Below are 14,306 nucleotides of genomic sequence, written 5' to 3' on the forward strand. Positions count from 1 at the left end.
CGGTGAGTATCCCCGACGCCGTCGGTGCGCCCCTCAGACCCCCGTCGTCTGCTTCGACTTCAGGTCGTACCAGGTCTTCTCGTAGCCCGGGATGGTGAGCTGCTCGTTGGTCGGCGTGGCTCCGGGCACCGGGGTGCCCTGGTCGTCGACCGCGAGCAGGTCGGTGGTCACGGGCGCGGCCGGGTGGGAGCCCAGCTCGCCGGCGAAGTGGCAGGCCACCTTGTGACGCTTGCCGATCTGCAGCAGCGGCGGCTCCACCTTCGCGCAGATCTCCTGGGCGAACTGGCAGCGGGTGCGGAACCGGCAGCCCGACGGCGGGTTGATCGGGCTCGGCACGTCGCCCTCGAGCCGGATCCGCTCCCGACGGCCGCCGACCGCCGCCTGCTTCACGTCGGGCACCGCCGAGAGCAGCGCCTGCGTGTAGGGGTGGTGGGCGTGACTGTAGATCCTGTCGCGGTCACCGATCTCGACGATCTTGCCGAGGTACATCACCGCGACCTCGGGGCAGAAGTGGCGCACCACCGCGAGGTCGTGGGCGATGAAGAGGAAGGCGATGTCGAACTCGCGCTGCAGGTCCTGGAGCAGGTTGACCACCTGCRCCTGGATCGACACGTCGAGCGCCGAGACCGGCTCGTCGGCGACGAGGAGCTTGGGGTTGAGCGTGAGCGCCCGGGCGATGCCGATCCGCTGGCGCTGACCGCCGGAGAACTCGTTGGGGTAGCGGTTGTAGTGCTCCGGGTTGAGGCCCACCACCTCGAGCAGCTCCTGGACCCGAGGCAGGATCTTGTCCTTCGGYACGATGTTGTGCACCGCGAGCGGCGAACCGACGATCGTGCCGACCGTGTGGCGCGGGTTGAGCGAGGTGTAGGGGTCCTGGAAGATCATCTGCACGTCGCGGCGCAGCGGCCTCATCTGCGAGTTGGACAGCTTGGCCAGGTCGTGGCCCTCGAACATCATCGACCCGCCGGTCGGCTTGTAGAGGCGGGTGATCAGCCGGCCGGTGGTGGACTTGCCACACCCGGACTCGCCGACCAGACCGAGCGAGCCGCCGCGCGGCACCTCGAAGGACACCCCGTCCACCGCCTGGACGTGACCGACCGTCCGGCGGACGAGCCCCGAGGACTTCACGGGGAAGTACATCTTCAGGTTGTCGATCGTGATGATGGGCTCGGCGTCGGGGTCGAGCGCGGTGGCGGCGTGTCCCTGCTCGGCGAGCTCGTGGAAGTCCAGCGGCGCGTGGACCACCTCGTGGTCGTCGACGACGTCCGTGTCGTGGTGGGAGAGGTCCCGGTCACCCGTCTCCGCCGCGTTGGCGCCGATCTCGCTCGCGTCGATCGCCACCTTGGCGTTGGGGTCCTGGCTCATCGAATCTCCTCGGCGAGGTCGGGGGCGATCTCCGGCAGCACTTCCGTACGGTAGATCTCTTCGGGGTTGGGCAGGTGGCACCGCTTGAGGTGGCCGGCCCGATTGCTGGCCGGCGTCAGGGCGGGCAGCTCGGTGAAGCACAGGTCGCCGGGCACCTTGTCCCGGTGCGAGCAGCGGGGGTGGAACGAGCAGCCCGACGGCGGCTTCAGCAGGCTGGGCGGATTGCCCGGGATCGGGATGAGACGGGCGTCGGTGGAGGCCCCGACCTCGGGGATGCTCGACAGCAGGCCCCACGAGTAGGGCATCTCCGGACGGGTCAGGATCTCCTTGGTCGTCCCGAACTCCACACAGCGGCCGGCGTACATCACGAGCACGTCGTCGGCCATCTCGGCGATGACGCCGAGGTCGTGGGTGATGATGATGACGGCGGAGTTGAACTCGCGCTGCAGGTCCTGGAGCAGGTCGAGGATCTGCGCCTGCACCGTCACGTCGAGCGCGGTGGTCGGCTCGTCGGCGATCAGCAGCGACGGGTCGTTGATCAGGCCCATCGCGATCATCACGCGCTGTCGCATGCCGCCGGAGAACTGGTGGGCGAAATCGTCGACGCGGCGGTCGGGCTGGGGGATGCCGACACGGTCGAGCATCTCGATCGCCTTGCGACGGCCGTCGCGCTTGGACGCCTTGGGGTGGTGCATCGCGTAAGCCTCGGCGAGCTGGTCGCCGACCCGGTAGAAGGGGTGCAGCGCAGCCAGGGCGTCCTGGAAGATCATCGCCATCGCGTTGCCGCGCAGCTTGCGCATGCGGCTCTCGGCAAGGCCGACGACCTCGGTGCCACCGACGCGGATCGAGCCGGAGATCTCGCTCGACTTCGCGTCGTGCAGGCCCATCACGGCCATGCTCGAGACCGACTTGCCGGAACCGGACTCGCCGACGATGCCGAGCGTCTTGCCCAGCTCGACCGAGTAGCTCAGCCCCTTCACGGCCTGGACCGGCCCGTCCTGGGTCGGGAACGTCACCGTGAGGTCCTCCACCTGGAGGTACGGCCCGTCGACGTCGCTGGGGGACGAAGCGGAGGAGGGGGACGTGATGGTCAAGAGAGCCTCACTCGGGGATCGAGAACGCTGTAGATGACGTCGACGACGATGTTGGAGATGATCAGGACGGCGGCCGCGAACAGAGCAGTGGCCGACACCACGGGCAGGTCACGCTGGGCGACCGCCTGCAGGCTCCACAGTCCGATCCCGTCGATGTCGAAGATCGTCTCGGTGAAGATCGTACCCGCGAGCAGGGTGCCGAACTCGATGCCGAAGATCGTGATGACGGGCACCAGCGCGGACCGCAACGCGTGCTTGTAGACCACGGTGTTGTCCCGCAGCCCCTTGGCCTTCGCGGTGCGGATGTAGTCCTCGTTGAGGACCTCGACCATCGAGCCGCGGGAGTAACGCGTGTAGGTCGTGCACCCGAAGGCACCCAGAGCCATCCACGCAAGGAACATGCCACTGAACCACTTCGCCGGATTCTCGGTGATCGGGAAGTAGCCGGTATCGGAGAACAGGGGTATCTCCCAGCTGATGGTGAGGAACAACCAGGTCAGCAGGGCGAACAGGTAGTAGGGGATGGACGAGATGACCAGGAAGCTCGACACGAGCGCCTTGTCGGTCAACGTCCCCCGTCTTCGGGCCGCGGCGACACCGATCGGGATGCCGAGGGTCAGGTAGAGGAACGCGCCGCCGATCGCCACCGAGAACGTGGCCGGCATGCGCTGCTTCATCTCCTCGAACACCGGAGCCTTGGTCCGGTAGGAGTAGCCCAGGCACGGGGCCGGGCAGTCGAACACGGTGGTGCTGCCGAACTGGATCTCGCGCCCGGCCACGACACCCTTCATGAACTTGCCGTACTCCTCGTACCACGGGTTGTTGAAGCCGAGGTTCTCGCGGAACACCTCGAGCCGCGCGGGTGTGCAGCGGTTGCTGGTGTCGTTGTCGCAGATCGTCTGCGCGGGCTCGGACGGTCCGTACCAGAAGAGCAGGAACACGCTCATCGAGATGAGGAACAGGACGACCACGCCCGAGAGCAGGCGCTTGACGACATAGGCGAACACGAGGATTTCCCTCCGAGGTTGTGAGCAGCTGCCGGCATGGCCGACACACGGTGGTGTGGGGGCCCCGGTTCACGGGGCCCCCACACCGAGGTGGAGCAGGATCGACTCAGTCAGTGGACCACAGGGTCACTGAGCGACGAAGAGATCCTTGTAGTTGGGCGCGCCGAGGGCACCGTCACCGGTCGGGTTCCCGATCTTCTCGCCGAAGGCGAAGAGGTCGTTGCGGAACGCGGTCGGGATGATCGGGTAGAACTCGGTCGCGATCTGCTCGTCCAGGGCACCCCAGGCATCGGGCTGCGCGTCGAGCTCCATGGTGCCGATCTCGTCCATCTTCGCGTCGATGGAGTCCTCGGAGAAGAACGCCGTGTTGTAGGTGGCGCCCGTGCGGAGCAGGGCCGGGATCATCGTGGAGCCGGACGGCCAGTCCGAGCACCAGTTGACGCCGCGCAGGTTGAGCTTCTTGTTGATCTTGTTGTCCGGGTCGGTCCAGATCGTGTAGAGCGAGGTCTCGATCGGCACGGGGTAGGACGTGACCTTGAAGCCGGAGTCGGTGAGACCCTTCTCGATCTGCTTCTGAGCAGCCTCGGTGGTCGGCGAGCCGGTGTTGTAGGCCATGTGGATCTCGTAGCCCTCCTCGCCAGCCTCGGCCAGGAGCTCCTTCGCCTTCTCGGGCTGGTAGGTGATCTGCTCACCGTCGACCTGGTAGTCGGACTTGCCCGCCATGCCGGGGGGCATGACCGAGTTCGCCGGGACACGGGTCACGCCGGGGACCTCACCGGAGGCCTGCCACACGCTCTCGTACGGGTAGGCGTACGCCAGGGCCTTGCGGATCTCCGGCGTCGTCTTCTCGTAGTCGGGCGCCCAGAAGCTGGTGCACTGCGCCGACTGCTGCACGAGGCGGTCGCCCAGGTCCTGGTTGAACTTGGCGTAGTTCTCGGCGGTGACGCTGGCCGAGAGGGCCGTCTGCGACTCGGTGTTGCCGCTGAGCATCAGCTCGTCGGTCTGGGTCGGGTCAGCAGCGAACTTGAAGATCCACTTGTCGGCGTACTGGTGACGGGCCGGGTCGGAGTCGGCGACCCAGGCGTCGTTCTTGACGAGCACGAGCTCCTCGCTCGGGCGGAACGACTCGACCTTGTAGGGGCCGGTCGACAGCGGGCTACGACCGTACTCCGGCGGGTCGGAGACCTTGCCGAGCGGGGACGGGCCCATCGCCATGAAGGCGCCCCAGTAGTCCATGTCCGGGAACGGCATGGACATCTTGATGGTCACCGTGCGGGCGTCCTCGTCGAACGTGATGCCCTTGTAGTCCTTGCCCTTGTCGGTGTAGGGACCCTTGTAGCTGTCGGCGTCGAGGAAGTAGTGCGTGGAGTACTCGGTGCCGGGACCCGACGGGAAGGCCTCGGAGTCGAGCGAACGCTCGATGCCCCAGGCGACCTCCTCGGCGGTGATCGGCTTGCCGTCCTCCCACGTCGCGTCGTCGCGGATGGTGAACGTCCACTCGGTGAAGTCCTCGTTGGGGCTACCCAGGTCGGTCGCCAGGTCCGGGACGAGGATCATCTCGCCGGACTCGGTGTCGCGGGAGTACTGGGTCAGCGACCGGTGCGTGAGCGCCTGCTGGATCGAGTTGCCCGTGACCGACCAGCCGTTGGTCGGGTCGAGGTCCTCGGGGCCCGGGTCGTCCGGCAGGTACACCGTGATGGTGCCGCCGGCCGAAGCGCCCTCGACATCAGCCGCGGGGCCCTGGCGCTCTGGGTCCTTGGCGATGGTCTCCGAAGCATCCTGGAAGCCTTCGCTGCCGCTTCCGCTGCTGCCCTCGTCGTCGTTCCCGCCGCCGCCACCACAGGCAGCGAGGGTCACGAGCGCGGCACTGGTGGCGAGTGCTGCCGCCGCCTTGGTCCGTCTCATTGTCCAGCCTTTCGTTGTTGTTCGCACACCGGAAGCCCCCGGGTGACGTCTGTTGAGGATCTCCGCCTCAGCGGCGGGTCTTCGGGTCGAACGCGTCTCGAACCGCGTCGCCGAGGAGGTTGAGTGCGAGCACCAGGGCGACGACGCCGATCAGGGGCTCCCACAGGTAGAGGGGGTAGTTGCTCCAGTAGGGCACCGCGTTGGCGATGGTCTGGCCCCACGAGGCGCTGCCGGTGACGCCGATGCCGAGGAACGCCAGGCCGGCCTCTGCCGCCACGAACGCCGGCAGCATCAGGGAGATGCTGATGACGATGGGAGCCGTGAGGTTGGGCAGGAGCTCCTTGAACAGGATGCGCCGCGTCGGCATGCCCAGCACCCGGGCGGCGTGGATGAACTCGCGCTCACGGAGCGAGAGCACCTCGCCGCGGATCAGACGGGCCACCGTCATCCAGCCGAACAGCGACAGGATGAGGATGAGCGAGCCGATCTGGATGGTCTCGTAGCTGTCGCTGGTGCCGAAGCGGTCGATGATGATCGGCGAGATCGTCAGCGCCGCGAGGAGGAACGGGATCGTGAGGAAGAAGTCGGTGATGAACGACAGGATCTTGTCGACGACGCCGCCGGTGAAGCCGGACACCAGGCCGACCACGATGCCGACCACGGAGGAGAAGAGCGTCGCCGCGCCCGCGATCATCAGCGAGGTGCGGCACCCGTAGATCCAGTGGGCCAGGTTGTCGGCGCCGGTGCGGGGGGCGATGCCGAAGGGGTGCGCGGGGTCGAACGGGTAGAACGGCGGGCCCGTCTTGGGGTAGCCGACGCCCGGCTCGGCGAAGTTGCACTCGAGGACCTCGCACGCGGTGACGGTGTCGAGACTCACCCCGAACGCCTTGGCGATCAGGTCCGCGAAGATCGCCACCAGCAAGAAGAAGATCACGATGACCGCGCACGTGACGGCGATCTTGTCCTTCCGCAGCCGGCCGAACGCGATCTGCATCGGCGACTTGCCGGAGATCTCCTTGGCCTGCTTGCTGTTCGGGTCTTTGATCTCCGGTTCGTCGCTGAGCGAGCCCAGGGTCTCAGGCCCCGTCGCTTGTGCCGACATTCTCTCCCCATCGAGTTCGGGTCCGGTGGTGTCTGCGGTCCCTCCGGGGACCGCGCCGAACGGGACTCTATGTGACCTGCGACGCGTGAACGATCACCGACGGGTAACGATCCCGTTACGACGCGTTCGGCCCGTGGTCACCGGGATGGCCGGGCAAACCTGCGGGTGATCACTCCCCCGGCGGGACGTCCTTCGCGGGCGCGGCGTCGACACCGGCTTCCTTGCGCTGCTCCGGGGTGATGGGCGCCGGCGCCGCCGTGAGCGGGTCGTAGCCGCCCCCGGACTTCGGGAAGGCGATGACGTCGCGGATGGAGTCGGTGCCCGCGAGCAGCGCCACGATGCGGTCCATGCCGACGGCGATGCCGCCGTGCGGAGGCGCCCCGAACTTGAAGGCATCGAGCAGGAAACCGAACTTCTCCTGCGCCTCGTCCTCGGACAGCCCCATCACCGCGAACACGCGCTTCTGGATGTCACCGCGGTGGATACGGATGGACCCGCCGCCGAGCTCGTTGCCGTTGCAGACGATGTCGTAGGCGTAGGCCAGCGCGCTGCCGGGGTCGGTGTCGAAGGTGTCGAGGAACTCGGGCTTCGGGCTGGTGAAGGCGTGGTGCACCGCCGTCCAGGCGCCCGCACCGACGGCGACGTCGCCGCTGGCGACCGCGTCGGAGCTCGGCTCGAAGAGCGGGGCGTCGACGACCCAGGTGAAGGCGAAGGTCGAGTCGTCGAGCATGTCACCGCGGCGACCGATCTCGAGGCGCGCGGCGCCGAGCAGCGCCCGGCTGCTCTTGGCGGGTCCGGCGGCGAAGAAGATGCAGTCGCCCGGCGAAGCCCCGACGTGGGCGGCGAGGCCCTCGCGCTCGGCGTCGGTGAGGTTCTTCGCGACCGGACCGCCGAGCTCGCCGTCCTCGGCGATCGTGACGTACGCCAGGCCCTTGGCACCGCGCTGCTTGGCCCAGTCCTGCCAGGCGTCGAACTGGCGACGCGGCTGGCTGCCGCCGCCCGGCATCACGACCGCGCCGACGTAGTCGGCCTGGAACACCCGGAACGTGGTGTCCTGGAAGTAGTCGGTGCACTCGACGAGCTCGAGGCCCATCCGGAGGTCCGGCTTGTCGGACCCGTACCGCGCCATCGCGTCGGCGTACGTCATCCGCGGCAGCGGGCGCTGGATGGTGTGGCCCGCCTGGGCCCACATGGCCTCCAGGACGTCCTCCATCAGCGTGATGACGTCCTCCTGGTCCACGAAGCTCATCTCGATGTCGAGCTGGGTGAACTCCGGCTGCCGGTCGGCGCGGAAGTCCTCGTCGCGGTAGCAGCGCGCGATCTGGTAGTAGCGCTCCATGCCGCCGACCATGAGCAGCTGCTTGAACAGCTGCGGGCTCTGCGGGAGGGCGTACCAGCTGCCGGGGGCCAGACGGGCCGGCACCAGGAAGTCGCGGGCGCCCTCGGGCGTGGAGCGGGTCAGTGTGGGCGTCTCGACCTCGACGAAGTCGCGGGCGTCGAGCACGTCGCGGGCGGCCTTGTTGATCCTGCTGCGCAGGCGGAGGGCGGCGTTGGGGCCGGAGCGACGCAGGTCGAGGTAGCGGTGCTTGAGGCGGGCCTCCTCGCCGACCTCGCCGCCCTTGTGGCCGGACGCGTCGTCGACGGGGAACGGGAGCGGGTCGGAGGCCGAGAGCACCTCCACCTCGGTCGCCACGACCTCGATCTCGCCGGTGGCGAGGTTGGGGTTCTCGTTGCCCTCCTTGCGCGCAACGACCTCGCCCACCACCTTCAGGCAGAACTCGCTGCGGAGGCTGTGCGCGACGGCCTCGTCGCGCACGACGACCTGCACCACGCCGCTGCGCTCGCGGAGGTCCAGGAACGCGACCCCGCCGTGATCGCGCCGACGCGCCACCCACCCGGCGAGCGTGACGGTCTGGCCGACGTGCTCGGCGCGCAGGGCGCCGGCGTCATGGGTGCGGATCACTGGTTCTCCTCTGAATCACTGGTGGTGCTGCTGGGGGTGGCGGTGCTGATGATCGTCGGCCGCAGGTCGGCCTCGGGCGGGGTCCACGACCCCGGGTCCGCCTCGACCTGCTCGCCGGTCCGGATGTCCTTGACCTGGCTCGTGCCGTCGGCCTGGACGAACCAGACGTAGGGGATGCCTCGCCGCTCGGCGAAGCGGATCTGCTTGCCGAACTTCGCCGGCGACGGGGCCACCTCGCAGGCGACGTCCCGGGCCCGCAGCGCGGCGGCGATGCCGGTGCTGGCCGTGCGGTCGTCCTCGTTGTTGAGGGCGACCAGGACGACGCTGGGCACGGGGCGGCTGCCGGACAGGACGCCGTCGGAGATGAGCGGGACGAGGGTGCGGGACACGCCGAACGACACGCCGACGCCGGGGTACGTCGTACGCCCGTCGCTGGCGAGCGCGTCGTAGCGCCCTCCCCCACCGACGGACTTGAGCCGCTCGTAGCCCTCCATGAAGATCTCGACGACGGTGCCGGTGTAKTAGTCGAGCCCCCGCGCGATGCGCAGGTTGGCCTCGACTCCCACGCGGTCGCCGGCGACGGCGCGGCAGCCCTCGACCACGGCCGCGAGCTCCTCGAGCCCCTGGTCGAGCAGCTCGTCGCTGACCCCGAGCGCCCGGACCTTCTCCACGAACGAGGTGTCCTCGACGCGGATGGTGGCGAGCTCGAGGCAGCGCTGCGCCTGCTCGGGCGTGGTGCCGACACGCTCGACCAGCAGCCGGGCGACCTCGTCGGCCGGGAGCTTGTCGAGCTTGTCGATGACCCGGATGGCGTCGGTGACGTCGTCGATGCCGAGGCCCCGGTAGAAGCCCTGGATCAGCTTGCGGTTGTTGAACTGGAACGACACCCGCGGGATCGGCAGCCGGCCGAGGGCGTCGACCATCACCGCCATCACCTCGACGTCGTGGTGGAAGGGCAGCTCGTCGCGGCCCACGATGTCGACGTCGGCCTGCGTGAACTGCCGGTAGCGCCCCTCCTGCGGCCGCTCGCCGCGCCAGGCGGGCTGCACCTGGAAGCGCCGGAAGGGGAACTCGAGGTGGCCGGCGTGCTCGAGGACGTAGCGCGCGAAGGGCACGGTGAGGTCGAAGTGGAGGCCGAGCTCGGCCCTCGCGTCGGGCTCGGCCGCGATGCGCTGGAGGACGTAGATCTCCTTGTCGACCTCGCCGCCCTTGGCCAGCCGGTCGACCGGCTCGACGACACGGGTCTCGATGTTGGTGAAGCCGTGCAGCTCGAACGTCCGCGAGACCGAGGCGATGACCTCGCGCTCGACGGCGCGCTGCGCAGGCAGCAGCTCGGGGAACCCGCTCAGCGGGGCGATCTTGCTCATCAGACGTCCTGGGTCAGGTCTTGGAGGAAGGGGTTGGTGGCGCGCTCGCGTCCGATCGAGGTCTGCTCACCGTGACCGGGCAGCACCACGATGTCGTCGGCGAGCGGCAGGACCTTGCCGGCCAGGCTGCGCAGCATCGTGGCGTGGTCGCCGCCGGGGAGGTCGGTGCGGCCGATGGACCCGGCGAAGAGGAGGTCGCCGGAGAACATCAGCTCCGAGACGTCCTGCTGCGCGTACGGCGTCCGGAACGTCACCGAGCCCTGGGTGTGGCCCGGCGTGTGGTCGACCACGAACCGCAGCCCTGCGAGCTCGAGCTCGGCGAGGTCGGACAGCTCGCGCACGTCGTCGGGCTCGGCCCACGAGTAGTCGCCACCGAGCAGCATCTGGGTGGTCTCCGGGCTCATCCCGGCCATCGGGTCGGACAGCAGGTGCCGGTCGGACGGGTGGATCCACGCCGTCGCGTCGTAGGTGCCCGCCACGGGCGCGACGCACCACATGTGGTCGACGTGGCCGTGCGTGACCAGCACGCTGACCGGCTTGAGCCGGTGCTCCCGGACGACCTGGTCGACACCGGCTGCGGAGTCCTTGCCGGGATCGATGACCACGCACTCCGACCCGGGACCCGTCGCCACGACGTAGCAGTTGGTACCCCACGGTCCGGCGGGGAAGCCGGCGATGAACACGGGCGTCAGTCCTTGCTGGTCGTCGACCGGCGTCCGGCCGGTGGTCTGCTTGTCGGTGGGAAGCCTACCGAGGGCAGTCCGGGCCATGACTACGATGGGCGACCATGAGCTCCGACAAGCAGTCCCGAGACGACTCGGCACAGGGTGAGCAGCCCTGGGGCCGGGTGGCCGAGGACGGCACCGTCTATGTCCGAACCGCCGATGGCGAGCGTCCCGTGGGGTCCTACGAGGCCGGCACCTCCGAGGAGGCGCTGGAGTTCTTCACCAAGCGCTACGAGGAGCTCGAGGGCAAGGTCCACCTGCTCGAGCAGCGGGTGGCCTCGGGGCGACTGGCGCCCGAGGAGGCGACGTCGTCGGTCAAGGCGCTGCGCGAGCAGGTCGGCGACGCCCACGCGGTCGGTGACCTCGTCTCCCTCGCCGCGCGCCTCGACGCGCTGGCCCCGGTGATCGCCGTCCAGCGCTCGGCGCGCAAGGAGGAGCGGGCGCAGAAGAGCGCCGAGTCGAAGGCTGCGAAGGAGAAGCTCGTCGCCGAGGCCGAGCGGCTCGCCGACAGCACCGACTGGCGCAACGGCGCCAACCGGCTCCGTGAGCTGCTGGCGACGTGGAAGGAGCTCCCCCGGCTCGACCGGGCCACCGACGACGCCCTGTGGCGCCGCTTCTCCACCGCGCGGACGACGTACACCCGCCACCGCAAGGCGCACTTCGCCGAGGAGCACGAGCGCCGCGACTCCGCGCGCGTCGTCAAGGAGCGGCTGGCCAAGGAGGCCGAGGCGCTCTCGTCCTCGACCGAGTGGGGCCCGACCGCCGGCAAGTACCGCGACCTGATGCGGGAGTGGAAGGCCGCCGGCCCCGCGCCGCGCGAGGTCGACGACCAGCTGTGGCAGCGCTTCCGCGGCGCCCAGGACACCTTCTTCGGCGCCCGCGACGCGACCAACGCCGCGCTCGACGAGGAGTTCGCCGCCAACGCCGAGGTCAAGGACGCCATCCTCGTCGAGGCCGAGGCGCTGGTCCCCGTGACCGACCTCGAGGCCGCCAAGAAGACCTTCCGCGACCTCGCCGACCGCTGGGACGCCGCCGGCAAGGTCCCCCGTGACCGGATGAAGGAGCTCGAGGGCCGGATGCGGAAGGTCGAGCAGGCCATCCGCTCGGTCGAGGACGAGCAGTGGAGCCGCAGCGACCCGGAGAAGTCCGCGCGCGCCGACGACATGATCGGCAAGCTCGAGTCCGGCATCGCCGAGACCCAGGCCAAGCTCGACAAGGCGTCCGCCGCCGGCGACGACCGGCGCGTGAAGGACCTCGAGTCCGAGCTCGCCAACAAGCAGGCGTTCCTCGACATGGCCCGGCGGGCCGCGGCCGACTTCAGCTGATCGGGCACCTCGTGCCCCGTCCTGAGCACTGACCGGGCACTTCGTCGCGCAACACGGGCACGAAGTGCCCGGTCACCGTCCCTGACGGGCACGAAGTGCCCGATCGGCTTGTCCGACAGGGACCGAAGTGCCCGCTCGACCTCAGGCCGTGACGCGGTAGGCGTCGAACACGCCCGGCACGGCGCGTACGGCGCGGAGCACGCCGTCGAGGTGGGCCGCGTCGGCCATCTCGAAGGAGAAGCGGCTCTTGGCCACCCGGTCGCGGGTGGTGGAGAGCGTCGCGCTGAGGATGTTCACGTGGGCGTCGGAGAGCGCCATCGTGATGTCGGAGAGCAGCCGGGCGCGGTCGAGCGCCTCGACCTGGATGTTCACCAGGAACGTCGACTGCGACGTGGGCGCCCACTCGACCTCGAGCACCCGCTCCGGCTGCCCGAGCAGGCTGGAGGCGTTGGTGCAGTCCTTGCGGTGCACCGACACTCCCCCGCCCTTGGTGACGAACCCCAGGATCGGGTCGGGGGGCACCGGGGTGCAGCACTTGGCGAGCTTGACCCAGAGGTCGTCGACGCCCTTGACGATGACGCCGGAGTCGGTCGGGCCACGCTTGGTGGCGGTCCGTGACCGGCCGGTGATGGTGACGCCCTCGGAGAGGTCCTCCTGGGCTCCATCGTCGCCGCCGTGCAGGTCGATGACGCGTCGTACGACGGCCTGCGCACTGAGGTTGCCCTCGCCGACCGCGGCGTAGAGGGCGGAGACGTCGGCGTGGTGGAAGTGCTCGGCCACGAGCGCCAGCACGTCGTGGGTCATCAGCCGGGTGAGGGGTAGGCCCTCCTTGCGCATGAGCTTGGCGATCTGGTCCTTGCCGCGCTCGATCGCCTCCTCGCGGCGCTCCTTGGTGAACCACTGGCGGATCTTGGAGCGGGCGCGCGGGGACTGGACGAAGTTGAGCCAGTCACGCGACGGGCCTGACGTCGGCGACTTGGAGGTGAAGACCTCGACGACGTCGCCGTTGTCGAGCGTCGACTCCAGCGGCACGAGTCGGCCGTTGACCCGAGAGCCGATCGTGTGGTGGCCGACCTCGGTGTGCACGGCGTAGGCGAAGTCGACGGGGGTCGCGCCCGACGGCAGCGGGATCACGTCGCCACGCGGGGTGAAGACGTAGACCTGCTGCTGGTTCATCTCGAAGCGCAGGGACTCCAGGAACTCGCCCGGGTCCTCGACCTCGCTCTGCCAGTCGAGCAGCTGCCGCAGCCAGGTGAGGTCGTCCTTGTCACCGAGGCGGTCGGTGTCGACGCCCGCCTTGCTGTTCTCCTTGTACTTCCAGTGCGCGGCGACGCCGTACTCGGCGCGGCGGTGCTGGGCGAAGGTGCGGATCTGCACCTCGACCGGCTTGCCCGCGGGGCCGATGACCGTCGTGTGGAGCGACTGGTACATGTTGAACTTCGGCATCGCGACGTAGTCCTTGAACCGCCCCAGGACCGGGTTCCAGCGGGAGTGGATCACGCCGAGGGCGCTGTAGCAGTCGCGGTCCTCGTCGACGAGGATGCGGATGCCGACGAGGTCGTAGATGTCGGAGAAGTCGCGGCCGCCGACGATCATCTTCTGGTAGATCGAGTAGTAGTGCTTGGGCCGGCCGGTGACCTTGGCGTTGATCCGGGAGGCCTTGAGGTCCTGCTCGATCTCGGCCACGACCTCGGCGAGGAACTGGTCGCGCGACGGCGCGCGCTCGGCGACCATCCGCACGATCTCGTCGTAGATCTTGGGGTGCAGCGTCGCGAAGGCGAGGTCCTCGAGCTCCCACTTGAGGGTGTTCATGCCGAGCCGGTGGGCCAGGGGCGCGTAGATGTCGAGGGTCTCGCGGCTCGACCGCTCCTGGGAGGCGGCCGGGACGTAGCGCAGGGTGCGCATGTTGTGCAGCCGGTCGGCGAGCTTGATGACCAGCACCCGGATGTCGCGCGACATCGCCACGATCATCTTGCGGATCGTCTCGGCCTGGGCCGAGTCGCCGTACTGCACCTTGTCGAGCTTCGTGACGCCGTCGACGAGCACCGCGACCTCGTCTCCGAAGTCGGCCCGCAGCGCGTCGAGGGTGTACGCCGTGTCCTCGACCGTGTCGTGGAGCAGCGCCGCGACGAGCGTCGGCTCGGTCATGCCGATGTCGGCGAGGATCGTCGTGACGGCGAGCGGATGGGTGATGTAGGGGTCGCCGCTCTTGCGCATCTGGCCGGTGTGCCACTTGTCGGCGACCGCGTAGGCGCGCTCGAGGAGGGCCAGGTCGGCCTTCGCGTGGTTGGCGCGCACGGCCCGGAAGAGGGGCTCGAGGACCGGGTTGGACGAGGGCGGGCGGGTGCCGACCCGAGCGAGGCGAGCACGCATGCCCCGAGCGGTGAGGGGCGCCTTGGCGTCCTGCGCGGGTGCCTCCTCCTCTGCCATTGGCCCAGTCTAGTGAGGAGTCG

Annotated in this window: 10 protein-coding genes; 1 reads left to right on the plus strand and 9 read right to left on the minus strand. The window is 69.2% G+C overall.

Translation table 11 applies throughout. From position 1 onward, the window contains the following. Nucleotides 1-33: 33 nt before the first annotated feature. From AC1DP1_RS08945 to AC1DP1_RS08980, 8 genes are all read right to left on the minus strand, one after another. Complete coding sequence (locus AC1DP1_RS08945; protein ID WP_477506569.1) at nt 34-1,365, minus strand: ABC transporter ATP-binding protein; 1,332 nt, start codon at nt 1,363-1,365, stop codon at nt 34-36. Next, nucleotides 1,362-2,381: an ABC transporter ATP-binding protein gene (locus tag AC1DP1_RS08950; RefSeq protein ID WP_477506570.1), complete on the minus strand. Its 1,020-nt coding sequence runs from the start codon at nt 2,379-2,381 to the stop codon at nt 1,362-1,364. The genes AC1DP1_RS08945 and AC1DP1_RS08950 overlap by 4 nt, the downstream gene beginning before the upstream one ends. Nucleotides 2,382-2,455: 74 nt before the next feature. Continuing rightward, nucleotides 2,456-3,466, minus strand: coding sequence for an ABC transporter permease (locus AC1DP1_RS08955; protein ID WP_477506571.1), 1,011 nt, complete (start codon nt 3,464-3,466; stop codon nt 2,456-2,458). Nucleotides 3,467-3,592: 126 nt separating this feature from the next. Then, complete coding sequence (locus AC1DP1_RS08960) at nt 3,593-5,371, minus strand: ABC transporter substrate-binding protein (protein WP_457186674.1); 1,779 nt, start codon at nt 5,369-5,371, stop codon at nt 3,593-3,595. A 67-nt stretch (nt 5,372-5,438) separates the two neighbouring features. Beyond that, nucleotides 5,439-6,473, minus strand: a complete 1,035-nt coding sequence (locus tag AC1DP1_RS08965; protein WP_477506572.1) for an ABC transporter permease — start codon at nt 6,471-6,473, stop codon at nt 5,439-5,441. Between the two features lie 169 nt (nt 6,474-6,642). Beyond that, nucleotides 6,643-8,436, minus strand: a complete 1,794-nt coding sequence (aspS, locus tag AC1DP1_RS08970) for an aspartate--tRNA ligase (RefSeq protein ID WP_477506573.1) — start codon at nt 8,434-8,436, stop codon at nt 6,643-6,645. Then, nucleotides 8,433-9,803 (minus strand): histidine--tRNA ligase, encoded by a 1,371-nt coding sequence (hisS, locus tag AC1DP1_RS08975; protein WP_477506574.1) that lies wholly within the window; start codon nt 9,801-9,803, stop codon nt 8,433-8,435. Before hisS ends, aspS begins: the two co-directional genes overlap by 4 nt. Further along, complete coding sequence (locus AC1DP1_RS08980) at nt 9,803-10,573, minus strand: MBL fold metallo-hydrolase (protein ID WP_477506575.1); 771 nt, start codon at nt 10,571-10,573, stop codon at nt 9,803-9,805. Before AC1DP1_RS08980 ends, hisS begins: the two co-directional genes overlap by 1 nt. Before the next feature lie 17 nt (nt 10,574-10,590). Here AC1DP1_RS08980 and AC1DP1_RS08985 point away from each other — a divergent pair, with 17 nt between their 5' ends. Next, a complete protein-coding gene (locus AC1DP1_RS08985) occupies nt 10,591-11,853 on the plus strand; it encodes a DUF349 domain-containing protein (RefSeq protein ID WP_477506576.1) in 1,263 nt (420 codons plus the stop codon). A gap of 141 nt (nt 11,854-11,994) precedes the next feature. Here AC1DP1_RS08985 and AC1DP1_RS08990 read toward each other — a convergent pair whose 3' ends face one another. Beyond that, the gene (locus AC1DP1_RS08990; RefSeq protein WP_457186662.1) at nt 11,995-14,283 is read right to left on the minus strand and encodes a RelA/SpoT family protein; all 2,289 of its coding nucleotides are present in this window, start codon (nt 14,281-14,283) and stop codon (nt 11,995-11,997) included. Between the last annotated feature and the right edge of the window lie 23 nt (nt 14,284-14,306).

The organism is Nocardioides sp. P4_G10 (assembly GCF_056401175.1).

Bases quoted from the DNA above. Each gene is read 5' to 3' on its own strand.
- AC1DP1_RS08980 (WP_477506575.1), bottom strand. From the start codon at position 10,573: ATGGCCCGGACTGCCCTCGGTAGGCTTCCCACCGACAAGCAGACCACC.
- AC1DP1_RS08960 (WP_457186674.1), bottom strand. From the start codon at position 5,371: ATGAGACGGACCAAGGCGGCGGCAGCACTCGCCACCAGTGCCGCGCTC.
- AC1DP1_RS08985 (WP_477506576.1), top strand. From the start codon at position 10,591: ATGAGCTCCGACAAGCAGTCCCGAGACGACTCGGCACAGGGTGAGCAG.
- AC1DP1_RS08990 (WP_457186662.1), bottom strand. From the start codon at position 14,283: ATGGCAGAGGAGGAGGCACCCGCGCAGGACGCCAAGGCGCCCCTCACC.
- AC1DP1_RS08965 (WP_477506572.1), bottom strand. From the start codon at position 6,473: ATGTCGGCACAAGCGACGGGGCCTGAGACCCTGGGCTCGCTCAGCGAC.